Annotated in this window: 22 protein-coding genes and 3 tRNA genes; 15 read left to right on the forward strand and 10 right to left on the reverse strand. The window is 39.6% G+C overall.

Features of this window, described 5'->3' with window-relative positions:
* Nucleotides 1-2 precede the first annotated feature (2 nt).
* Together HX062_RS05300 and HX062_RS05305 are read right to left on the reverse strand one after the other, a co-directional pair.
* Nucleotides 3-1,439, reverse strand: a complete 1,437-nt coding sequence (locus HX062_RS05300) for a CCA tRNA nucleotidyltransferase (protein ID WP_286466707.1) — start codon at nt 1,437-1,439, stop codon at nt 3-5.
* Between the two features lie 18 nt (nt 1,440-1,457).
* On the reverse strand, nt 1,458-2,030 hold the full coding sequence (locus HX062_RS05305; protein ID WP_182626398.1) for an L-threonylcarbamoyladenylate synthase: 573 nt from the start codon (nt 2,028-2,030) through the stop codon (nt 1,458-1,460).
* A gap of 190 nt (nt 2,031-2,220) precedes the next feature.
* Between HX062_RS05305 and HX062_RS05310 the strand changes: the two genes are divergently transcribed.
* The 6 genes from HX062_RS05310 (at nt 2,221) to HX062_RS05335 (ending at nt 4,867) form a co-directional block, all read left to right on the forward strand.
* A complete protein-coding gene (locus HX062_RS05310) occupies nt 2,221-2,667 on the forward strand; it encodes a PaaI family thioesterase (protein WP_286466708.1) in 447 nt (148 codons plus the stop codon).
* A complete protein-coding gene (locus tag HX062_RS05315; protein WP_286466709.1) occupies nt 2,667-3,746 on the forward strand; it encodes an isochorismate synthase in 1,080 nt (359 codons plus the stop codon). The genes HX062_RS05310 and HX062_RS05315 overlap by 1 nt, the downstream gene beginning before the upstream one ends.
* A gap of 4 nt (nt 3,747-3,750) precedes the next feature.
* Nucleotides 3,751-4,467: a bacillithiol biosynthesis deacetylase BshB1 gene (gene bshB1, locus HX062_RS05320; RefSeq protein WP_182626401.1), complete on the forward strand. Its 717-nt coding sequence runs from the start codon at nt 3,751-3,753 to the stop codon at nt 4,465-4,467.
* A 72-nt stretch (nt 4,468-4,539) separates the two neighbouring features.
* Nucleotides 4,540-4,613 (forward strand) — tRNA-His (locus HX062_RS05325).
* A gap of 90 nt (nt 4,614-4,703) precedes the next feature.
* Nucleotides 4,704-4,777: transfer RNA gene (locus HX062_RS05330), tRNA-His, on the forward strand.
* Between the two features lie 16 nt (nt 4,778-4,793).
* Nucleotides 4,794-4,867 (forward strand) — tRNA-His (locus HX062_RS05335).
* A 125-nt stretch (nt 4,868-4,992) separates the two neighbouring features.
* Here the strand turns inward: HX062_RS05335 and HX062_RS05340 are convergent.
* Together HX062_RS05340 and HX062_RS05345 are read right to left on the reverse strand one after the other, a co-directional pair.
* Complete coding sequence (locus HX062_RS05340; RefSeq protein WP_182626402.1) at nt 4,993-5,595, reverse strand: porin family protein; 603 nt, start codon at nt 5,593-5,595, stop codon at nt 4,993-4,995.
* Nucleotides 5,596-5,710: 115 nt separating this feature from the next.
* Nucleotides 5,711-6,283, reverse strand: a complete 573-nt coding sequence (locus tag HX062_RS05345; protein ID WP_286466710.1) for a porin family protein — start codon at nt 6,281-6,283, stop codon at nt 5,711-5,713.
* Between the two features lie 423 nt (nt 6,284-6,706).
* Here HX062_RS05345 and HX062_RS05350 point away from each other — a divergent pair, with 423 nt between their 5' ends.
* From HX062_RS05350 to HX062_RS05375, 6 genes are all read left to right on the forward strand, one after another.
* Entirely contained in the window at nt 6,707-7,039 is a 333-nt protein-coding gene (locus tag HX062_RS05350; protein ID WP_182626404.1) for a winged helix-turn-helix transcriptional regulator, read from the forward strand.
* Nucleotides 7,040-7,753: 714 nt separating this feature from the next.
* Nucleotides 7,754-8,608, forward strand: a complete 855-nt coding sequence (locus HX062_RS05355; protein ID WP_286466712.1) for an NUDIX hydrolase — start codon at nt 7,754-7,756, stop codon at nt 8,606-8,608.
* A 79-nt stretch (nt 8,609-8,687) separates the two neighbouring features.
* Nucleotides 8,688-8,993 carry a hypothetical protein gene (locus HX062_RS05360; protein ID WP_182626406.1) on the forward strand — a complete coding sequence of 102 codons (306 nt, stop codon included), beginning with the start codon at nt 8,688-8,690 and terminating at the stop codon, nt 8,991-8,993.
* Nucleotides 8,994-9,262: 269 nt separating this feature from the next.
* Nucleotides 9,263-10,804, forward strand: a complete 1,542-nt coding sequence (locus tag HX062_RS05365) for a SulP family inorganic anion transporter (RefSeq protein WP_182626407.1) — start codon at nt 9,263-9,265, stop codon at nt 10,802-10,804.
* A 2-nt stretch (nt 10,805-10,806) separates the two neighbouring features.
* Entirely contained in the window at nt 10,807-11,430 is a 624-nt protein-coding gene (locus HX062_RS05370) for a carbonic anhydrase (RefSeq protein ID WP_182626408.1), read from the forward strand.
* Between the two features lie 351 nt (nt 11,431-11,781).
* Nucleotides 11,782-12,420: a helix-turn-helix domain-containing protein gene (locus HX062_RS05375; RefSeq protein ID WP_182626409.1), complete on the forward strand. Its 639-nt coding sequence runs from the start codon at nt 11,782-11,784 to the stop codon at nt 12,418-12,420.
* A gap of 62 nt (nt 12,421-12,482) precedes the next feature.
* Here the strand turns inward: HX062_RS05375 and HX062_RS05380 are convergent, their stop codons facing one another.
* Nucleotides 12,483-13,478: a helix-turn-helix transcriptional regulator gene (locus tag HX062_RS05380; protein ID WP_286466714.1), complete on the reverse strand. Its 996-nt coding sequence runs from the start codon at nt 13,476-13,478 to the stop codon at nt 12,483-12,485.
* Between the two features lie 202 nt (nt 13,479-13,680).
* Here HX062_RS05380 and HX062_RS05385 point away from each other — a divergent pair, with 202 nt between their 5' ends.
* Both HX062_RS05385 and HX062_RS05390 read left to right on the forward strand, forming a co-directional pair.
* Nucleotides 13,681-15,081 carry an MATE family efflux transporter gene (locus tag HX062_RS05385; RefSeq protein WP_286466715.1) on the forward strand — a complete coding sequence of 467 codons (1,401 nt, stop codon included), beginning with the start codon at nt 13,681-13,683 and terminating at the stop codon, nt 15,079-15,081.
* A 28-nt stretch (nt 15,082-15,109) separates the two neighbouring features.
* Nucleotides 15,110-15,841, forward strand: a complete 732-nt coding sequence (locus tag HX062_RS05390) for a DUF6796 family protein (protein ID WP_182626411.1) — start codon at nt 15,110-15,112, stop codon at nt 15,839-15,841.
* A gap of 185 nt (nt 15,842-16,026) precedes the next feature.
* Here HX062_RS05390 and HX062_RS05395 read toward each other — a convergent pair whose 3' ends face one another.
* Nucleotides 16,027-16,392 carry a four helix bundle protein gene (locus HX062_RS05395; protein ID WP_182626412.1) on the reverse strand — a complete coding sequence of 122 codons (366 nt, stop codon included), beginning with the start codon at nt 16,390-16,392 and terminating at the stop codon, nt 16,027-16,029.
* A 203-nt stretch (nt 16,393-16,595) separates the two neighbouring features.
* Here HX062_RS05395 and HX062_RS05400 point away from each other — a divergent pair, with 203 nt between their 5' ends.
* Nucleotides 16,596-17,798 (forward strand): hypothetical protein, encoded by a 1,203-nt coding sequence (locus tag HX062_RS05400; RefSeq protein WP_286466717.1) that lies wholly within the window; start codon nt 16,596-16,598, stop codon nt 17,796-17,798.
* 112 nt (nt 17,799-17,910) lie between these two features.
* On the opposite strand, the gene HX062_RS05405 is transcribed toward HX062_RS05400, so the two are convergent.
* The 4 genes from HX062_RS05405 to HX062_RS05420 form a co-directional block, all read right to left on the reverse strand.
* Nucleotides 17,911-19,806 carry a DUF349 domain-containing protein gene (locus HX062_RS05405; protein WP_286466718.1) on the reverse strand — a complete coding sequence of 632 codons (1,896 nt, stop codon included), beginning with the start codon at nt 19,804-19,806 and terminating at the stop codon, nt 17,911-17,913.
* Nucleotides 19,807-19,943: 137 nt separating this feature from the next.
* Complete coding sequence (locus HX062_RS05410; RefSeq protein ID WP_286466719.1) at nt 19,944-20,699, reverse strand: shikimate dehydrogenase family protein; 756 nt, start codon at nt 20,697-20,699, stop codon at nt 19,944-19,946.
* 53 nt (nt 20,700-20,752) lie between these two features.
* The gene (locus tag HX062_RS05415; protein ID WP_286466720.1) at nt 20,753-22,150 is read right to left on the reverse strand and encodes a tetratricopeptide repeat protein; all 1,398 of its coding nucleotides are present in this window, start codon (nt 22,148-22,150) and stop codon (nt 20,753-20,755) included.
* A gap of 31 nt (nt 22,151-22,181) precedes the next feature.
* Nucleotides 22,182-23,375, reverse strand: a complete 1,194-nt coding sequence (locus HX062_RS05420; protein WP_182626417.1) for an aspartate aminotransferase family protein — start codon at nt 23,373-23,375, stop codon at nt 22,182-22,184.

Raw genomic sequence — 23,375 nt, forward strand, 5'->3', positions numbered from 1 at the left:
TATTATTTATTTACAATTGTTAGTCCCATTTTCTCCGCTTTTGCCAACATAAAGTCATATGCCGCATCATACTCATTGGGAATTACCCCCTCTAGAATCGCTTCTTTTATCGCTTCTTTTAAAGTACCTATCTCTCTGCAGGGTTGTAGATTGAACAGCGTCATAATTTCCTCTCCCGTAATTGGCGGTTGGAAATTGCGGATGTGATCCCTTTCTTCCACTTCAACGATCTTCTTGCGAACCAGCTGAAAGTTGTTGTGGTATTTTTTGAATTTATTAGGGTTTTTAGTGGTGATATCGGCCTCACATAAAATCATGAGATCTTCTACGTTTTCACCTGCATCAAATACTAAGCGACGTACCGCCGAATCGGTAACCTCTTTTTGCGACAGTACAATCGGTCTAGAACTCATCATGACCATTTTTTGTACGAATTTCATCTTTTGATTCAACGGCATATGCAAGCGCGTAAAGATGGTTTTGACCATCTTGCCGCCCAAGAATTCGTGTCCGTGAAACGTCCATCCTTGTCTTTTTGAAAAACGCTTGGTAGGCGCTTTTCCAATATCGTGAAGTAAGGCTGCCCAACGCAACCACAAATCATCGGTATTTTCTGCTATATTATCCACTACCTCTAGGGTGTGGTAAAAGTTGTTTTTATGAGTATGTCCTTCGATCTCTTCTACTTGGTTTAAAGCGATTAATTCGGGTAAAATTAAGTGAAGTAACCCCGTTTTGTACAGCAATAAAAAACCCTTAGAAGGTTTTGATGCCAAGAGAATTTTATTGAGTTCGTCCACAATGCGCTCACCAGAAATAATTTCCAAGCGGTGTGCATTCTTTGTAATAGATTCGATAGAAGCCTCATCAATGATAAAATCAAGCTGGGTAGCGAAGCGAATGGCGCGCATCATGCGCAAGGGATCATCCGAATAGGTGATATCGGGATCTAAAGGCGTGCGAATGATCTTGTTCGCCAAGTCGGATACGCCGTTAAACGGATCAATTAGCTGGCCGAAGGTAGCTTCGCTCAGTGACAAGGCTAGGGCATTGATGGTAAAATCACGTCTGTTTTGGTCGTCCGCTAGGGTACCATCTTCTACCACAGGATTGCGACTGTCAAAGTGGTAGGATTCTTTGCGCGCACCAACAAACTCAATGTCGATGTCGTCATAGCGCAACATAGCCGTGCCATAGTTCTTGAACACCTGAACTTTAGGGTGATTGGGAAGTAAATTCGAAACCGCTAAAGCCAGTTCAATACCACTGCCAACGGCAACGATATCAATGTCTTTCTTGGAATCTCTCTCGAGTAAAAAATCGCGTACAAAACCGCCAATTACATAGGCCTCTACCTTCAAGTTTGCTGCGGCTTGGGTAATAATCTCAAAGATGGGATGTTGTAGGGCTTCTTTATAAGTTGGGTTATCTAGGGTCATAGTTTCTAATGGCACCGTTTACTTTCTAATGATCGTTACTTGTGCGTTTTCTTTTAATTTAATGATAGTAGAAGGTTTGTGGGGTTTGGTTTCCTGTTGTTTGAGGTTCACCACATAATCCACCCCTTCAAGAATGCGTAAATCAATATCCATAAAATTTTGAGGAGAAGGAAAACCACTGAGGTTTGCAGAGGTTGAAACCAAGGGAACCTTCATGCGCTCAATCAAATTGTAACAAAAAGTGTCTTTGACGATTCGAACACCTAAAGATTGATCTGCCGAAATAATTTCTGGCGCTACAATTTTAGGGTTATCTAAAATCAACGTAGTCGGCTTGTCACTGAATTCTAATATCTCCCAAGCCACTTCTGGAATATTGTGAAAAACACGGTGTAAAAGGCGATCGCCGTTTACCAAGACAATCATGCTCTTGCTCTCCGCACGTTGTTTTAATTGATATATTTTTTTGATGGCTTCCGAATTAGTCGCATCGCAACCAATACCCCATATCGTATCCGTCGGATACAAAATTATACCGCCATTTTTAATCACTTCAAAAGCGTTGTGAACTTCTTTTTGGATATCTTCCATTATTTGCTTCCTTAACAATAAAATTGGTTCTTTATTTTAAGGGCTTAAAAATACTAAAAAAATAGGATACACGTCGGGCTTGGAGCAGAAGAAATGTATTGCCACTTTCAAAAAAGAAAGAATTATAATATTTTTAAGAGGAGTACATCTTTTTTGGCTTACTTTTAAGACGCCTAAAATTAGTTATAACATGAATGTGAAACGCAGAAAGGATTTTAATAAAGAAGAGGTATTAGCCATGTATGCCAAGGTGACAAAGAACACCTTGATGGAAACATTGGAAATTAATTATATAGACGCTGGTCCAGAGTTTTTAGTGGCTACAATGCCCGTAAATCAACGCGTACATCAGCCAGCGGGTTTGTTGCACGGCGGTGCCATGGTGGCACTCGCAGAGAGCTTGGGTAGTGGTGCTTCGCTTATGCTCATCGACCCAAACGAACAGGAAATTAGAGGAATTGAGATTTCCGCTAATCACGTGCGCAGCAAAAGAGCTGGACTCGTAACGGGAACAGCGCGTCTGATACACCGTGGTCGAACCCTGCATTTGTGGGAAATTCGCATTACAGATGAAAACGATGTATTGCTGTCGGTATGTAAAATAACCAATATAGTAATCGATAAAAACAAAGGGTAATGAAGTTATATGAAACGTGGTTCACGCATATAAAAGAAGACAAGCCTTTTGTACTGTATAAAAAACCAGGCCAAACCAAAGTAAAAGGCTTGTTTCAGTGCGATTCTACACTACATCTCGTTTCTAATTTTAAAGAAAAAGGATTTGTTCTTGCGCCTTTTTACGAAGGGGTGCGCTTTTATATTCCCTTGGACGCATCGGTGCAACTAGAGGCAGATTGGACGAAAGAACAGCTGCAAGTAGCATCGCTTGGTGGGGATAAATCCGCTGCTGCCTTATTAAATTACGAGGAACAACCTGCGAAAGCCAATTTCGAAGATTTGGTTCGCCGTTGTGTACAGGCGATTAAACAGGGTAAGTTCGCAAAAGTAGTGCCTTCTCGCAAAGAAGTAGTGCCGTTGCAGGTAGCAGAGGTAGCAACGTTGTTTGATCAATTGCTCGCGGCCTATCCCGAGGCTTTTTGCTATGTGATTTACCACCCTCAAGTAGGAATGTGGATGGGGGCGACGCCCGAAACACTCATTGAACTAACAGGACAAACCTTGCGGACAATGGCCTTGGCAGGAACCCAGGTCAACCACGGAATGGAAGAAGTACACTGGGGCGAAAAAGAAAAAGAAGAACAACAATATGTAACGGATTTTATCGTAGAGCAGTTGCAGCCGTTGAGCAGCACAATCGACCTATCGCCACCTTTTACCAAAAGAGCAGCTAAGGTAATGCATATTTGTACGAGTATTCAAGCCGAATTGAAACAAGACGACGTGCAAACACTGGTCGAGGCCTTGCATCCAACACCCGCAGTTTGTGGAATGCCCAAATCGGTCGCACGCGATTTTCTCATTCGGGAAGAAGGCTATTCCCGAAAGTACTATGCTGGTTATTTAGGAGAACTCAACTATACCTCCCCAAATGAGCAAACAACCACTGACTTGTTTGTCAATTTGCGATGTATGGAGATTGAAAAAGAACAAGTAAATGTGTATATTGGGTGTGGCGTGACGGCAGAGAGTGATCCAACGAGTGAATTTGTGGAAACGGTAAACAAATCAACCACCATGAAAAAGATTTTATTTTAAGCGTATGAAAGTAGATATATTAGCCTTTGGCGCCCATCCAGACGATGTTGAATTGGGATGTGGTGCAACACTTGCAAAAGAAATTCACCTGGGTAAAAAAGTCGGAATTATCGATTTAACCCAAGGGGAATTAGGAACGAGAGGAAGTGCAGAAATTCGAGCACAAGAAGCCGCCGCTGCCGCCGCTATTCTAGGGGTTTCAGCCAGAGAAAATTTAGGTTTTCGCGATGGCTTTTTTGTCAATGACGAAGCACATCAGTTGGAAATCATTAAAATGATCCGCAAATACAAACCGGAGGTTGTTTTGTGTAACGCCATCGACGATCGCCATATCGATCATGGAAAGGGCAGTAAATTGGTGTCTGACGCTTGTTTTTTAGCTGGATTAAGACGTATTGAAACAGCTATAAACGGTGTAGAGCAGGAGGCTTGGCGACCTAAATTGGTGTATCACTATATCCAGTGGAAAAACATTGAACCTGACTTTGTTGTAGATGTAACAGGATTTATCGATCAAAAGATGCAAGCCGTCTTGGCTTATGCTACCCAATTTTACGACCTAAACTCCAAAGAACCTGCTACGCCAATTACCTCAAAAAACTTCCTCGATAGCATTGTTTATCGTGCTCAAGACCTGGGGCGATTGATTAATACTGAACATGCTGAAGGATTTACGGTAGAAAGATATGTGGCAGTCAATCGGTTAGATGATTTGATGTAAAATTTTTCAAAAAATGCTTGCAACCTAAGGAAATATGGCTACCTTTGCAAGCGTCAAAATAAGACAAAAACGGTGGTTATAGCTCAGCTGGTTAGAGCGTCGGATTGTGGTTCCGAAGGTCGTGGGTTCGAAACCCATTAATCACCCAAAAAAACTTATCGTAAAGGAGGATGGTTATCATCAACCGATACAAAGAAAAAGGTGAATGTGTTTGAAACACCTAAAGAAAATACACGGTGGCTATAGCTCAGCTGGTTAGAGCGTCGGATTGTGGTTCCGAAGGTCGTGGGTTCGAAACCCATTAGTCACCCAAAAAAACAAACACGGTGGTTATAGCTCAGCTGGTTAGAGCGTCGGATTGTGGTTCCGAAGGTCGTGGGTTCGAAACCCATTAATCACCCAAATAAAAAGCGCATGATCTACTAATCATGCGCTTTTTTTGTGCTTTTTCCAAGCCTAGCTTTGTACGGCTTGCCTATTGCTTTTGCTTATGCTCAAACCCTACAATAGGAGCAACCCTGTCCACTAAAACTTATACCCTACACTCAATTGAAAGACGCTTTGTTTAGTGTCATCTCCAACTTTGTTGATCTTCGTCAATCCAAGATTATAGCGCGCATCGAAGAATAGTCCAAAAGACAAATCATAGGCAACCCCTAAATTTAGACCGAAGTCAACGGTGTTTACCAAGTCTTTATTGTCTTGTGTAACCGTAATTCCATTGGCCGTTATTTCTATTTCTGATTTTACGTTAAACCCTAGTTGTGGTCCCGCCTGAAGACTTAGCCCCTCAGCTACATAGTATTTGGCCATAATAGGAACATTGATGTAATTCATCTTAAATTGAATATCGGCATCGTATAAACCGAAGTATTCGCCTAAGCTTTTGTCAAATTTACTTCCTTGGGTAGAGTATTGAAGCTCTGGTTGCAAGGCAAATTTTTCTGTTACAAAAAACTCTGCTGCTACCCCAATATTGAATCCCGCTTTTGTTTTGCTAGAAGGTTCATTGGTAATTGTACTGATGTTTAATCCAGTCTTTAACCTAATGTTTGTGTCTGGTTTTTGTGCATGAGCTTGTACGCCAAATGCGAAAATAGCCAATAGGCTCATTGTAATTTTTTTCATAGTAGATGAAGTTAGATCTTAGCGAAAAAAGAAGTATGCAATAAAACAACTACTTCTTTTAGGTTTGAGGGTGAATGAGAATAAAATCCAATCACGCTTTCTTCCTTAAATTAGATTAAAATTTGTATCCTACAGAAAGTTGGAATACGCTGTTCTTAGAAGAACCTTCTCCATCTTTATCTAATTTTGAAAGTCCTAAATTATAGCGAAGATCGGCAAACACACCCATCGGTAGTTCATAACCAACACCAAAGTTCAATCCAAAATCAACTTTTTTCGCATAGTCTTTAATGTCTTGTGATTCTTTAATACCAGATATTTTTTCTTCTTCTTCTGCTTTTACTAAAAATCCAACTTGCGGACCTGCTTGAAGGCTTAACCCGTCTATTACATAGTATTTAGCCATAATAGGAACATTGATGTAATCAAAGGAAGCTTTAAATGAATAAGGCCCTTTTACTCCTTGTGTTGAGTATAGAACTTCGGGCTGCACAGCAAACTTTTCGTTTATAAAAATCTCAGCTACAGCTCCAACGTGAAATCCTGTTTTGCTTTTTGATTCATCGATGTTAGTTACCGACGTAACGTTTAAACCTGCTTTTGCCCCAATTTTAACATCTGGAGTCTGTGCGAATGCCACACCACTTGTAGCGAAAATAGCCAATAGGCTCATTGTAATTTTTTTCATATGATATAATTGTATTTAATGGTGAATTTACGGTTAAAAGTATTGAATTTTTTTATCTAAATATACTAAAGAGTAAATTATTTGACGTTAATTTTTCAATTGTGCTTTGTCTTATTAGTATAAATTTAATTAATATTCATGACATATAAGTGATAGGGTAGGGAGGGTTTTCACTGTAAAACGAATGGGATATCACCTAACTCGTTGATCGCCTATGTCGATTCTTTGCTGTTGTGTGGGATAAAATTCAATAAACGCTGCTTATTTTACGCCTTCTGCGTTTATTATCATGTATCCTAGCCTATGCAAAGCAATACCAGCTGTCCTAAGCACAAACAAGGGGGATGTAGGTACTATCAAACAAGTAAAGCCTAGGTGGAGTAAAAAAAAAATGAGACCTTTGTGTACATAATCCCTTGGATAATGCAAAAACAAATCATTGAAGCAAAAGTTTGCCCGCTTGAATACGCAGTAAAAGCAATTAGTGGTAAATGGAAAATTCCAATTATTTGGAGAATTAACGAAGGCGAAAAACGGCCAAGTGAGTTTTTACGTGGCATCGCTACTGTGGATCGCCGTGTGCTCAATCAACAGCTCAAAGAACTAGAAGAAGCGGGTATTTTATTCAAACAGCGCTTTGACGAAGTGCCTCCTCGTGTAGAGTATACATTAACCCCTATGGGGATACAGTTGGTAGACGTTTTAAAACAACTCAATGCTTGGGGATGCTGTTTACTCGAACAACACAATAAGTAAAAGACTTTTTTTACATAGGGATATACCTTCTCGCCTTACGATCTAAATCTTAGTAGGTAAACTTCTAGTTTTTTAATGAAAATGAGCCAAAAACAGCATAAATCAAGTCAATATGTTCTATTTTCATTCGGAATGCTCAAAATAGGAGTGAATTTTACCTACTGATTTTTTGTTTTTTTTGCGTTTTAAACAATATTAATACGATAGATTTTCATTTCGCTTAACGTTTTTTTTTTGTGTATTAAAAAAAAATTAAAAATATAATTTCCCCCCTTTTTTTCTTGTTTATTAACTAGAATGGTATTTCCTTTGTTGGGGAATTAAATAATTGAGTGGAAGTTCTTTTAGACGCGTATCTTCTTTTTAAGTAAGGCGAAAAAGAAGGTGCAATTTTAAGTTAAAAGAGAACTTTTCGTTTTTAATTTTAAAAAATATAAGTGTTCTGTTTAATTGTTTGTTGTTTCATAATAGTCCTTATTTTTTAAATTAAAAACAAGTAGTGCGAATAAAGTTGTTCGTACTGCGAAACAAAATTTTGTGAAAAAGAAAAAGCAGGATGATTTTATTGTCCTGCTTTTTCTTTTTACTTTAGCGGTGTCCGGTTTTCGCAGTTCATTATTGACGCTAATGCGTACGGTTTGCTTATAAGAAGGTGTAAGCCTACGTGCATATAATACGAACTAGATAAACCGCATCAACTACAAAACAACAACGATGTCTCTACCTAAACTTACCGTACAACAGCTCCTTACACCCCATGGTCCAACCATCAAAGCATTCAAAGCACAAGCACAAACTTTTTGTTTACCTGGGAACCACCTACTAGAGAAGGAGGAATATTCAACCAAAGCAAGCAAGGCATATTGGGTGAAATCGGGGAGTGAGGTAGTGGCTTATTTTACTCTTCGTACGGAATTGTATTTTGGACATTTGACGGAATTTTACCTTTTGCCTAAGTTTTTTAGGGAAGAAGGACTAGAACCCCTAGTCAATAAAATTAAAGAAGTAGCCTTAAAGGAGAAATTCGACTATTTGATGGTATGGAGTTCGCATGAAACCAATCTGATGTATGAACAACTAGGCGGACAGCTATCAAGGGTTTGGAATAAGGAGTTTTTAGGACAACCGACCACCGAATACTACCTTACAGTGGTGGGTGAACCTTGGGTTGATCTACAGACAGCTGGACTGGTGTGTTTGGATGGTGACAAACTGCTGTTAGCCTTTAGTAAGAATAAACAAGCGTGGTATTTACCTGGTGGAAAAATAGATTCAGATGAAGATAGTAAACAAGCGTTAATTCGCGAAATTGAAGAGGAATTATCCCTTTGTTTACAACCCGATAGACTCTCCTTTTTAACCCCCATTGTGGCGCCCGCTTTTGGTGAAAAAAAGAATATCATGATGCAACAAGCCTGTTACTACTATGAATTAAAAGGAGAAACAATAACCGTTGCCAATGAAATTGGTGGAGTACAGTATTTTACTAAAGAAGAATATCTCCAACATCAAATTCCCGTTCCTGGTGTATTGAAAGTGTTCGAATTTTTGGCCGAGTCGTTTGGATAAGACGAAGAAAAAGCACAATTACAAAAAAATTAACACCTCAAATTCTTGTGTTTTTTGGAAAAAAAATATTTTTGTTTCCATGAAATATGCATCACTAGTCGTGTTACTTTTCTTTGTTAACTTTATTGCTACCCCAACTATTGCGGTGTTAGCAGGCATTGAATTGGATATACCGATGATTGCTATTTCGGAAGAAAATAAAAAACCAATTACCAATGCAGAGGAAGAAGAAAAAGGTCACTTCAACGACTTTTTCCACGTTCAAGACGATTTTGTGTATCAAAATGTTGATGGCGAAGGACTTGCTTTTGCACACTTAAAGTTAATATACGAATCTCAAGAGTTTGATGTCGTATCTCCTCCTCCAGAATTTTTTGTTGCTTAAAGAAAAATAAGACGCGTATTAGGGGTATACGACCGTGTTCAGTATGGACGATTGTCCTGTTTCGGTGTGGATTTACGTCTTGTTTATGCTGTTTGTTTGACGCAAAGAGCAATCCCCCTCACCTTGTATTTTCATTGGTTAATCCCTTAGGATTGATAAGGAGTTTACCTGTTGATAGGGGACGATAATCGCCTTCTATGCAACGCCTATGACTCTGTTTATCACCTAGCTGGGGACACCAGTGAGATTAATTCTTTAGTAAACAAAATATGATACATACTATGCGTTTAGCAACATGGAAAAAAAGTGTTGCTCCAGGCCTTGTGGTCTTTTTAGTAGCGCTTCCCTTGTGTTTGGGAATCGCACTAGCCTCTGGCGCCCCGCCGATTGCTGGAATTATTTCAGGCATCATCGGGGGAGTTGTCGTCGGATTTTTAAGTCACTCAAATGTTAGCGTCAGTGGTCCGGCAGCGGGCTTAGCCGCCATTATTTTAGCCGCCATTAGCGAGTTGGGATCTTTCCAACTCCTACTTACTGCCGGAATTATTGCTGGAGTAATCCAGTTGATTTTGGGCTATTTGAGACTAGGTGCAATTGCCAATTTTTTTCCTTCAAGTGTTATTGAAGGGATGTTGGCCGGAATTGGATTGGTAATCTTAATCAAGCAATTGCCCTTAGTATTGGGCATTGATGCCTTGAGCGACCTGACGAGTATGGCAGTTATTCACAAAGGAACACTCGCCATTGCATCCCTATCCTTGGCTATTTTGATCTTGTGGAACAAGAGTAAAGCACTGCGCGCTATTACCTTTTTACCAGCAGCACTGGTCGTGGTAGTCCTCGGAATAGCAATCAATCAATATTGGACCTATATCGGGAGTTCTTGGGCGATTGATACCACCCAATTAGTCGCCATCCCTTTATTAAATGACTTCTCTGAAATTTCTTCCCTATTTGTGTTTCCCGATTGGAGTGGATTGACCAATCCAACGGTGTGGATTATCGCTGCTACAATTGCCGTGGTCGCTTCTATTGAAACCTTGTTGTGTATTGAAGCAACTGATCGCTTGGATCCGCTAAAGCGCAGTACCAATACCAATAGAGAGCTCAAAGCACAAGGAATCGGAAATATACTGAGTTCACTTGTAGGTGGTTTGCCCATGACTTCCGTTGTCGTGCGTTCTTCTGCCAATGTCAATGCCGGCGGACGCTATAAAGCCTCGGCTATTATCCATGGGGTTTTACTGTTTTTAGCCGTGCTTTTGTTGCCTCTAGTGTTGAATATGATACCCTTGGCTTCTTTAGCTGCTGTGCTGATTTTAGTTGGGTATAACCTCGCTAAACCAACCGTTTTGCTCCATTTTTGGCACAAAGGCTATACGCAATTCCTGCCGTTTATCGTCACTTTTGTTATGGTGGTCGCAACCGATCTTTTAGTCGGCGTTTTAGCGGGAATGGCTGTTAGTGTAGCCTTCTTACTGCTTGGTAATGTGCGCAAAGCCTTTTCTATGCAGCAATCCGTCCAAAATGAACAACGCACCTTTACCTTGACCTTGGCACAAGAGGTGTCCTTTCTCAACAAAACAGCAATCAAAAACAAACTGTATCAATTGCCTGACAATTGTCACTTAGCCATTAACGCTAAGCAAATGGGATATATCCACATCGATGTGGTCGAGCTACTTCAAACTTTTATCAATGAAAAAGCCAAAGAAAAAAATATCCTAATTACCACCACTGGATTTCATACTGCTATCCACGTGGACCAAGGGCAACAACACATTATTTTATCACACAGAAAAACCATTTAAAGATGAACTCATTTACAAAAGAAATATTAGCAAATACTACACCAGCACAAAGTTTAGACCTCTTGTTAGAAGGCAACAATCGCTTCGTTAACAACTTAAAATACAACCGAAATTTCCTGCACCAATTGCAAGAAACAAAAGACGGACAACATCCACATGCCGTGATTTTGAGCTGTATGGATAGTCGAGCTCCTTTAGAACATGTTCTCGATCAGGGGATTGGAGACATTTTTAGCCTGAGAATTGCCGGAAATGTATTGACAGACGAGGTAATTGGCAGTATGGAATACGCTTGTAATGTCGTAGGGAGTAAACTTATCTTTGTATTAGGCCACAGCCGTTGTGGTGCGATAACAGGCGCTTGCAACCACACGAGCTTGGGAAAACTCGACACCATTTTGGAGCGCATTCACCCCGTGGTGGATAAAGTGAAAGAACAGCACAAAGACACAGCTATTTCGCAAACAGAGCTCATCGAATTAGTAACAAAAGAAAATGTACGCACTATCGTAGAACAACTACAACAAATCAGCCCCTCTTTAACTAAACTAATTGCCGAGGGACAAATTGGCGTAGTCGGTGGCTATTACGATGTAGTAAGCGGAAAAGTAGAATTGATTTGTTAGGATTAAATAGCCTATCACACGCTACAAAAAAGCCCCTCCTTAGGGGCTTTTTTAGTTTTCTTATCACTTACAACAAACGATATAAAAACAGAAGTAAATCTTATATTGAGAATATTTATACATATTTAAGTGAATATATGCGATTTATTTGTACTTTTAACGGAAGTGTTCACATGTTAAATAAATAGGGATTCTGTATTGGTAGTTGCACTTGAATCTCAGTAATTGCGTTTGTATAGTACAATCAAGGCTTTTGTTTAGTAAAACCGCCTTTTTGATTCGTATACCTAAAAGCAAAGCTGTGAGAATTGAAAAAATCGTACAAATGGTTGAATAGTAAAAAGCAAAACTATGTTAGATGCAAATGATGTAATCAGTAGATTAAAACATTTACTTGGGTTAAAAACGGATTTAGAGCTCGCTAATTTATTAGAGATAAAACCCAATACGTTGTCGTCTTGGAAAATTAGAGCTATGGTGCGTTATGATAAAATCATTGAGGTTTGCACCAAGTATAAGATCGACTTAAATGAGGTGTTTTTGATTCATCCCAATTCAGTGTATAACGTTGATTTAGAGGATCGGATCGTAAAAATGATTTCGGTAGATCATCATATAGAGTATTTTATGAATCCGGATAAATGCTTGGCGAGTTCGCCTTGTTGTGTATTTCCCACAGAAGAAGCGGTAGATATCGCGTTTCAACTAGGTGTGGAGCACATGTTTCCCACCATCAAAGTTAGTTCTTATTTGCTGTCTAAAAGAATAGAACTCTCCGAGATGAAACCGTGGAATATATATGTATTAGTCGTTGAAAATCGCGGTATTTTATGCTATCGTTTTAAGCGCAAAACGGAAGCCAATACGCTGTTGTTTGTAGCAGACAACGAGGCTTTTGAAAGCTTAACCCTCCGAGAGGACGAGATTCGCGAAGTGTTTTGTATACGCGGTATTTTCTTGCCCCATGTGAAGAATTTATCAAAAATATAAAAGTTTGATTTTAAGGATATTTGCACAGGTGCAGCTATCCTTTTTTTACTTTTCAGGCTATCCTATTGGCCTTTTTGGATTTCACGCGGTGAAAAACCGTATTTCTTTTTAAATGCAGTAGAGAAATGGCGCTGATTCTTGTAGCCAATGCGCTCGGAAACCTCACTTATCGTTAGGACTTCATCCGAGAGTAAGTCCTTGGCATGTTCCATTTTTTCATGTGCCCAAAAAGCAAATACCGTCGTGCCAAATAGTTCTTTAAAGCCCTTTTTTAATATAAAATCATTGGTTCCCACCTGATGGGCAAGGCCAAGTAATGATTGGGTACTGTCTAAATTTTGCATCATATAATCTCGAACGGCATATATCCTATCGATGTCGGTTTGCTTTAACGATCCTTTATAGGGTTCGTCCCCATAGAATTGCTCTAGTTGCAAGAGCAATAGTTCGATGACTTTAGCTTCTAGAAACAACCGCTTAAACATTCCTTTCTTCTCACAGGTGATAATCTGTTCGATGAGCTGGTACATCTGATGATTGATTTGGTAGTGTTGTGGATGGAGCAAACTCGATTTTCCCTTTTCAATGGCATTTCGGAATTGAGCAAAAAGCGGGTGGTCCTCTGGCAAATATCGCGTAAAGAAATCAGGTCTTAGGTTGATTTCACACAGCTGAAAAGGTTGTGCATCCCATTGCATTTTGCCGCCTAAACCATTTGTATATAACAAATTGTGCGAATGGGCACTAAAACTAATATCCTTGTCAAATTGACTGGTGTGAGCCGTGCTCTTTCCCTTGAGGGTAAAGTGCATCTCAATGGTTTCAAAATTGCTTTCAAACCCCAAGTGCAACGCCTTGGCTAGGCGAACATCTCCAAAACCAATATGCACCCCATCAAAGTATATTTCCTTGTAGAACCCCTTTCCTAGAACAGAATCTAAATAAGTGGTATGTTCTTTTATACCCCCTTCTTCCAAATCAAAAAAAGAGGTCGGATAGTTTTTCTCTACTAAAGTATGCTTGTGTTTTAAATCGTACAAACGCAACGTCATCGCCATAAGATCATTTTTTTTGACGGATTTTTTACTCCGTATTTGAAACATAGAGGTGAGCGTTAGCCATTACCTTTGCGCAAATATAACAATTGTTTAGAATGATTCTTAATAAATAAAGAAATTTATCTTTCCCGTTTCACAAATGAAAATGGAAAATAGAAGCTTGCATTCGAACATATTAGTACAATTTTAAAACTACATAAGGATGGATAAACAAAGAGAACTCATTTTGGCTGGAAAATTACCCAAAGTTATGATACAATTGGCTTGGCCCGCTATTGTAGCTATGGTTTTATACGGTTTAAACAATTTTTTAGATGGCTTATTTGTCGGACATCTAGTGAGTAATACAGCCTTGGCTGCTGTGGGAGTTGCTTATCCCTTAGCGCAATTTGCCCAGGGATTCGGAACGTTAATCGGAACGGGAATTGGTTCGGCTATAAGCATTTGGATTGGTGCAAAAGACACAGATAAGCTCAAAAAAGCCATGGGATCTGTAAACTACTTAACCCTTGTTTTTTCAATTGCCTTGACGATTCCCTGTTATATTTTTGCAGAAGAACTCGTGTATATGATGGGAGGACGAGGGGAAATCCTCTCCCTTGGTGTAGAGTATTTTCGAGTAACCATTTTGGGAAGCTTTTTCTGGATTCACGGTTTGGCACTCAATATGATCGTAAGGGCAGAAGGGCGCATGAAAACTGCAGCCTGGATGATTGCTGTTGGGCTTCTAGTGGATTTGGCGTTAAAACCCTTGTTCATATCCACCCTTGGTTGGGGTGTTGCAGGTGCTGCCTGGGCAACGAATTGTTCCATGTTGATCTACACCCTTCTAGGTATATGGTATTATGCTGGCGGAAAAGCTTCTTTCCAAACGAGATTCTGGTCGTTACAGCCCAACAATTCCATCATAAAAGAAACATTTGCTTTGGGAATGCCCGGTTTTATTATGATGGTGATGATCGTCATCCAAAATATTGTCGCCTTCAATGCGTTGGCCAACTATGGAACGGATGGAGATATAGCCTTTTATACCGCGGTTAATCGTTTCTATATTTTGTTGAATACCCCCCTTTGGGGCTTGATGCGCGCCTTACAACCCGTAGCAGGAATGAACTATGGAGCCCAAAACTACGATCGAAGCATACGGGCCTATCGCTTGTTCTCCCTCGTTGGATTAGCAGTTCTTTTGCCCTTTTGGATCTTGGTTATGCTCTTTCCTTCAGGTTTGCTAGCGGTGATGATCCCTAACGTAGCATTTTTACCCCAACAATTGTTCGATTTCCGTTTGTACATGAGTGTGCTCCTAGTTTTGCCCTTTGTATTTATGGCGATGGTGTGGTTTCCCTCAATTGAAGATGCTAAACCCGCTACCTTAATTAGCCTGCTCCGTCAAGTGGTGTTTTATATTCCCATTCTCCTTATTGTACCTCCTATCTATGGAATCAGTAGTGTGTATTGGGCAAGCGCCGCGATTGATTGGGTCATCTTCGCACTCGTCATCTTCGCCGTGATCCGCAGTGCAAAAAAACTCAAAACCAAAGCGATATTACTATCCAAATCTCCTATGGTTGTACCCATACCTGCGGAAGAAATCAAATCTTAAACTTATTTTAAACTTAAATATTGTAAATATGAATGATTCAACGAAAATTAAATGGTCTTTTATTTCGAGTATTATCGCGTCCATCCTTTGGGTTATTGGCGATATCCTCATTGTAGGGTTTCACGTAGACCCTGCCAAGTATCCATTATTTACCGAAACCTATGTCGATCAACTGGATCATACCTTAGCCTTGCTGATGATCGAAGGCTCTTCTCAACGCCTGATGTGGGGCGCCCTTTTACCTGCTATGTCGGCGTTTTTGTTCTTGCCCGGGGTGTGGTTAGCCTTTCAATTCTTTAAAGATAAATCTAAACCTTACGCCTGGTTAACCTATTTTATCCTGATAATCAGCGTGGTATTGATGCCTTTAGGACATGCCGATTTTTACTATACAGGAGAAGCGTTTAAAGCAATTTATCACACAGATCCTAGTGCACATCCCTATTTGATCGAAATGGCTACCGGGTTTACCCAAGTGCTTTACATCGCCTGGGGAACGGCTATTGTCGTGTTGTTATTGGGGTGGTTGCTGTTTTCGATTCTCGTATTTCTCAATAAAACAGTACTGCCTAAATGGATAGGGTTTATTTCTCCCGTATTTATTACCCTCTACCAACAACCCATCAAAATTATGCTGCCCGACGGACTTTTAAAAGCGTGGATTAGTGCCGCAGGATTTAATATCGCTTATCTAATCTTCTTTATTTTACTTACTGCCTATTATTACAAACGAGCAAAAAACCAGTCTCCTTTGTTGTAAGTGGTGAGTGGTAAGTGGTAAGTGGTAAGTGGTAAGTGGTAAGTGGTGAGTGGTGAGTGGTAAGTGGTAAGTGGTAAGTGGTAAGTGGTAAGTGGTAAGTGGTAAGTGGTGAGTGGTGAGTGGTACTCACTACTCACTACTCACTATTCACCACTCACTTCTCACTTCTCACTATTCACCACTCACTATTCACCACTCACTATTTTATTTTTCATTGATCTTATCAAACCTAAAATCATTTTTTTAATGGTTATCAATTGATTAAAATACAGGTCATCTATTGCAGCTAACTTTAGATTTGTAGCAATTATTAATTGAGTTTCTAATTCAGTTAAACTTCCTAAGGCTATGTATAAAAACCGGATAAATTCTTTATAACTCCCTCTCGCACTTCCCTCTGCTATATTGGAAGGGATTGATACTGCACTTCTTCTTATTTGACTAGTTAAAGTATACAACTCAGTTTTTGGGAAGCTATTGGTTAATTTATATATATCACTCACGTAATTTATACTCATAACCCATACTTCTAAATCTTTATGTGTTTTCATGGCTTAAAATTTTTGGAATCATATTACAAATTGTAAGCCAAAAAATTTCAACTCACTATTCACCACTCACCACTCACTACTCACTATTCACTTCGCATATTCCAAATTTTCTCCCTAGTAACGAGAGAAGAAAAGGCTGCTAAAATTTTCAGGTCCACAAGAAGATGCTTACCTTAGTGTGACCTATTCTTATTGTGCAACACATGAAATCCATCTACTATAAAATACTCTTCTTCAATTTTTTAATTGCTGCTTTATTGGGGGTTTTACTGCGGAGCACTTTTGTTTTTCCCATTGAAGGGATCACTTTTTTGTACGTCTTACACGCCCACTCTCATCTTGCCTTACTCGGTTGGTTATACTTATTGGTCTATGTGTTATTCGCAGCGTATTTCGCGCCTAATACCCCCAAGGAACATCAATTTTACCGACGTTTGTTTTGGATCACCCAAGTATCAGTTATCGGAATGGCGCTAACCTTTCCCTTTCAGGGGTATGCAGCTGCTTCGATTTGTTTTTCTACTTTGCATATTTTGTGCTCCTATGGCTTTGTTTATCGCCTTTGGACCCGTAACTCTTTCGCCAATAGGCAAGAGGCTCTCTTGGTGAAATCAGCCCTGTTTTTTATGTTTTTTTCCACTTTAGGGGTGTGGTTTCTAGGACCCGCCATTGGCATGATGGGGAAATCTGGTACTTTTTTTCAACTGTGTATCCAATTTTTCTTACACTTTCAGTTTGACGGTTGGTTTTTTACTGCTTTTGTTGCGCTTCTATTTGCGAAATTTGTCCCCCAAGGCATCGATAATCAACGGTTTAATCGCTTTTACTTTATGTGGATTACCTCCGTTCTTTTAACGTATGCTTTAGCTGTTAGCTGGTTCGTCCAAGTGCCAGTATTGTACTATATCAATGGAGTGGGAGTGGTGTTGCAAACAATTGCTTTAGGGTATTTTATCCCACCATTGTTTCTGCAATTTCGTGTGAAACAGCGTAAAAAAACGCCCTGGGTTGCTGGCTTACTGTTGTTTGCTGGCGTTTGTTTAGCGATTCGAATAGGGGTTCAAGTCCTCACCCTCGTTGAAAGTCTAGCAGCTTCCTTACGCGGTTTACGTAGCTGGATCGTCGGATTCATCCACTTGAATATGTTGGGGATATTTACGGCCTTAGGCGTGGCTCTTTTGATAGAAGAAGGCAAATTAGCTCTCAACAGATGGACCAAAATGGGATGTATCTGCTTGTTCGTTGGATTTGTTTCTACTGAAGCAGTATTGGGACTACAAGGAACCCAACAATTTCTTAGGTTGTTAATCCTCGATAGTGGAACCTATGCAATAGCGCTGTTTTGGTTCTCGCTCTTACTTCCCTTGGGAGTAGGAGGGATCCTCAAAGGGTATTTTAAAGGTTGACAGTTGTCGCTGTTTTTGCTTTTGTGAGATTGGGTGAGCTGATGAGAAAATGAGTTTCCCATTTCTCAATACAAACCAAAAAAAAGCCGGTCATTCAACCAGCTTTTTGTTTTTACATATCTAGATTTTTAATCTGTTGTAGTTTGTCTTCCCAAATTTTCAATTCATCTCTGTACTTTTCGATGTTCTTGTACACTTCTTTTACTAGAGGATTGTCTTTGGTTGCGTTGGATACATAAGCTAGGTTGTTTTCTAGCTGTAAGATGCCACTGTGTATTTCTTCAATTTTGCGTTGAATAAATAGGGCTTCTTGCTGTAGCTTGCGCTTGTCATTTGTTTCTACTAAATCATCTAAGCGATTTGAAAACTTCATCGATTCAGCTTCTCTTTTACTCAAGCTTAATTTATCGAATAAAACATCCAGTATTTTGTTGAATTTCCCTTCTATAAAACGCTTGTTGTGTGGCACGTTTCCAATGCTTTTCCAACTGTTTATTTTCTCTTTGATAGCTTCTAAATCTGTTTTATGGTCGCCCACTAACTCAAAAGATTTAAGCTCCTCTAAGAATTCTTTTTTCTTGTTGTAGTTTTCATTTCCTTCCTGATTCTCGTTATTGCGGACAGCGTGTAGGCGGTCGAAATAAAAATTACAAGCATCTTTGAAGTCCTTCCACAATTGATCAGAATACTTTCTTGGCACATGACCAATTTTCTTCCAATCCTCTTGAATTTGCTTCATAATTGGCGTTACCTTATCGTAGTCCTCGCTGTCCTTGTACTTTAAGGCTTTTTCGATTAACGCTTGCTTTTCGTTATAATTCTTTTGTTGTACTTTTTTGAGGTCCTTGTAGAATTTATTCTTGTTTGCATTGAAGTTTCTCGTTGCTAATTTGAATAAAGCCCATACTTCCTCATTGTTTTCTTGAGGGACTTTTCCAATTGAGAAAAACTGATTGCGCAAGTCTTCTACTTTTTTGATTTCCTTTTGCCACTGCGTATGGGAAGTAATATCTTGTTTGGACAACATATCAATTTGACTGATCACTCGAACTTTTAAGCCTAGGTTTTCTTTTTCTCCTTCTCTTAAATTTTCAAATAACAGCTCGCGTTTATCGTGTAATTGTTTGGTTAAGTCGCTAAACTTCTCCCATATTTCTTCTCTAATTTCACGATCTACTGGTCCGATTTCTTCTCTCCAAATACGGTGTAAAGTTTGAAGTTCTCTAAACGCTTTGATTACGTCATCTTCTTGAAGTAATTCTTCTGCGCGTTGGATAATCTTTTGCTTTTGATCCAAGTTGTATTTAAAGTCTAGATCTCGAGACTCTCTATCTAGGTGTAATTGATCGTAAAAACGCTCGATATGGAAGTGATAGTTATTCCAAACGTGATTGTATTTATCTTTTGGAATAGCCCCTGCATTTTTCCATTCATCGCGCAAATCTCCTAAGAGTTTAAGAGCATCGGTTTTGTTTTCGCTAGTATCGACAAGGTCTTTGATGCGATCAATAATATGTAAGCGCTTGTTTAAGTTTGCGGTTAAATTATTTTGCAGTTCTTTGTGATAAGCATTTTTCTTCGTCTTGAAGTCGTTGTACAAAGCGTCAAAAGTTGCTTTTAACGGAAAATTATAGTCAAAATCACTAGCAGATGCCTCAGGGTTTTCTTCTAAGAATGCTTCTTTTTTCTCTTCTATAAAATCATTGAATTGTCGGTAGAACTCTTTTCTAATATCTTCGACAATATCTTTAATATTGGTGATTTTATAGGTTTGAATAAGTTTTTGCAACTCTGCCGTGAGTTGTTCCATATCCAGCTTTTCATAATCTAGGATCGCGATGTCGTTCTTTTCGTGCACGTCATTGTCTTCGCCTTCCTCAGCATTTGATGCAGTAATGGAATCTAGAGCTTTTTCTCGTTCAGCAAGGTGTGCAGAAGTCGGGGTAGTTGATTCCGGATTTTGTCCATCTGCTAGCTCGTGCAGGTTTTCATTCTTGTGTTCTAACATAGGTATAAAAATCTTATAATTAACAACAATAATCCTCGATTAGGATATTTCTTATATTCTCAAATTTAGTAAAAAATATCTAAAGTAAAAGGAAATAAGCGGATTAATACGTAATAAATAACCCCGATTTTACAAAATTAATCTTGTTGAAAACGCTTAGACCATATTTTATACGCTTTTTCTGCTTGTAGAGCTAACATTTCCCCTCCGTTTTTGATCGTGGCTTTTTGGGCTTCTGCAAGGCGCAAGAAGGCGGTTTTTTCGGGATTGTAGATCAAATCATACACCAAGTGTTGATCGGTCAGAAATTCATAGGGAATAGCAGGTTTGTCCTCTACTTGTGGAAAGGTTCCTAAGGGCGTCGTATTAATGATTAACGAATATTGGGTGAGGATCTCCTGGTTGAGGTCCTCGTAGGTAAACTCATTATCTTGCTTGGTTCGGCTCACAAACTTATAGGTAATCCCCAATTTTTTCAAAGCAAATTCAACCGCCTTGCTCGCTCCTCCTGTACCCAAAATTAACGCATGCGTATGCTGCTTTTTCAGCAGGGGTTTAAGCGAATGATAAAACCCATACCAATCGGTATTATACCCTTTTAGTTTGTTTTTCTTGGTAATGCGAATGGTGTTCACTGCACCAATTTGCCTTGCCTTTTTAGATAAACTGTCTAAATAGGGGATAATAGCCTGTTTGTAGGGAATAGTAACATTCAACCCTTTTAGGTTGTCTTGCTGCTCTAGAAGGTCGCTAAATTGGCTTATTTTAGCCAGGTCAAAGTTGCTGTAGACACTGTCTGTCAGGCCCAGCTGTTTGAACTTGGCGCTAAAGTAATTTTGTGAGAAAGAATAAGTAATGTCTTTGCCAATTAATCCATATTGTCTCTTAATCATAACACAAGGTATTATAATGAAACAGCTATTCAGACAAGTGAATAGCTGTTCTTTTATTTAGTGAAATCTTTTATGGCTTGTTGTAGAATCGGATTTTCCCATTGGGTGTGAAATAAGTTTGCTATAAGCGAAACTTTTTCTGCATCTGTAGTCAATCCTTGCTCTAACCAAACGAGTGCCTCTTCGCTATTGTTGTTAGCGAGGTGAAAAACGGCTAGTCGATAGTATATCTCCGCTGTATTGGGATGTGTACTCTCAATTTGATACAATTTATCAATGGCGTCCTCGTATTCCTCCAAAAGGTATAAGATATCTGCCCAATCAATCCAGTAATCCAAGATATACTCGCCCAGTTCGGTCGCTTTTCTATAGCCCAATTCCGCTTCTTTGAATTGGAGTAAGTTGCGGTTGAGCACAGCGTATCGAACCCAGTATCGCTCGTTTAATTCATCAATTTGAATGGCTTTTTGCAAGGTCACAAGGGCTTTGTCAAACTGACTTTCCTTGATGTAGATGTCTGTTAAGGCAATCCATCCTTTGTCGAGCATTGGATCTTCGTGTACCGTTTTCTTGTAGTACTGAATAGCCAAAGGAAAATTGTTAAGGGCTTCATAGCAAATCCCAATGCGCAATAATACATAAGAAGAAGGTGCGTCCAACTCTAAGGTAATCATATAGTTGTCAATCGCCTCTTGGTGTTGTTGTAATTTCTCTAGCGATTTGCCCTTCTCCAAATAAGCGCCCAAAAACTGTTCGTCAATTAAGGTCGCATAGTTGAATGCCCAAACGGCTTTTTCGTAATTCTTCAACGCATAGTATTGTCTGCCTAGCTGATGCCAAGCGATTTCACTATACGGATTTTTGTCGATAAACGAGTTTAAGTAGTCAATGGCTTCTTCTATTTCATTGAGAAAGTCAAAGCAGTACACGATGTTATACAAAGTCGATTGATCTTCATCGTCATTGTCTAAGCACAGAATAAAGCTCTGTTTTGCTTTTTCAATTTCGTCAATAAAGAGATACTCCATGCCCAAAAGAGAATAGATATCAGCCAAATCTTCGGTAATCGTCAACGCTTTTTCTAAAGCGCTAATGGCTTCGAGATGGTTGCCTTTTTTGGAGTAAATACTCGCTCTGTGAATGTAGATCTCGTCATTGTGAGGCTCTACGTGTTCTATTTCATCTAGCAGGCGATCCGCCGCTTCTAATTTATTTTGAAAAATTAATATTTCTACTTCCACTAATTTTAATCCAATCGAAGTAGGGTGTTGGTCCAAAGCTAATTTTAGCGCTTTTTTGGCCAAGTTTACTTTACCTGAATCCAGGTAATGTAGGATGATATTTTCAAACTCTTCCGAATCGAAAAACAAGATCTTATTGGTTTTGAGCATTGACTCAAAACGAGCAAGTGATAAATTGTTTTCTTCTTCTTCGTTTTTATTGAAATCCATTGCTTTGTTTTAGTGCGTTAATTAAAAAAAGCTATAAGCCTAACTCTTTTTGAACTTCATCTAAAGCTTCTAATAGGATGGCACATCCTTCTTTTATTTCCGTTTCGCTAATGGTTAACGGTGGAGTGATGCGTATTGCTTTTCCTTCAAACAGAAGCCAGAACAAAATTAGTCCTTTTTCTTGACATTTTACGATGGCGCGGTTGGTAATATCACTGCTAGGGGTCATGGGAGCGATCATCAATCCTCGTCCTCTAATTTCGGTGATCAACGGGTGAACGAGTAGCTGTCTGAATAGCTGTTCTTTCACCAATGTTTGTGCCATAATATCGGTTTCCACGAGTTCTTTCAGGGTTGCTAAACTCGCAGCAGCAATAACGGGGTGACCGCCGAAGGTGGTGATATGTCCAAATTTTGGGTTGTCATACAAGAGGTTCATATGCGCATCGCTAGCAGTAAAAGCCCCAACAGGCATTCCACCTCCCATACCTTTACCCATAACGATTACATCTGGAACAACGTCGTAGTTCTGAAAGCCAAATAGCTTTCCTGTACGGCCGAATCCTGGTTGAATCTCGTCGACAATCATCAAAGCGCCTACTTCGTCACAGCGCTTTCTTACTTTAGTTAAAAACCCATCAAATGGCTCCACAAATCCTGCGCCTCCTTGAATGGTTTCCAAAATAATTCCCGCTGTACGCGTCGTGATCTTTTCCAAGTCTTCCACACTGTTGAAGTGGATGAAATCTACATCGGGTAAAAGTGGGCGGAACGCTCTCTTGCGCTCTTCAAACCCCATTACACTCATGGAACCCATCGTATTGCCGTGGTAAGCGTTAAAACACGAAATCAACTGGCTTCTGCCAGTTACGCGTTTCGCCAACTTCAGCGCGCCTTCAGTCGCTTCTGTACCAGAATTTACGAGATAGGTTTTATTCAGCGGAGCAGGAATGTTCTCGGCTAGTAGTTTACAAAATTCTACAGCAGGGTCCTGAATGTATTCCCCGTAAACCATAACGTGTGAATATTTGTCTAGCTGTGCTTTAATCGCATCGTTGACCTTTTGGTTCTGATGCCCCAACGTACAGGCAGAAACACCCGCTACGAAGTCTAAATATGCTTTTCCGTTCTTGTCGTATATGTAGGAACCCTTAGCGTGGGAAATTTCCATGGCCAACGGATTCGGTGAAGTCTGTGCTTGGTATTTAAAAAAATCTTCTTTCAT

This window comes from Myroides sp. DF42-4-2 (genome assembly GCF_030326445.1).
Classification (GTDB): Bacteria; Bacteroidota; Bacteroidia; order Flavobacteriales; family Flavobacteriaceae; genus Flavobacterium.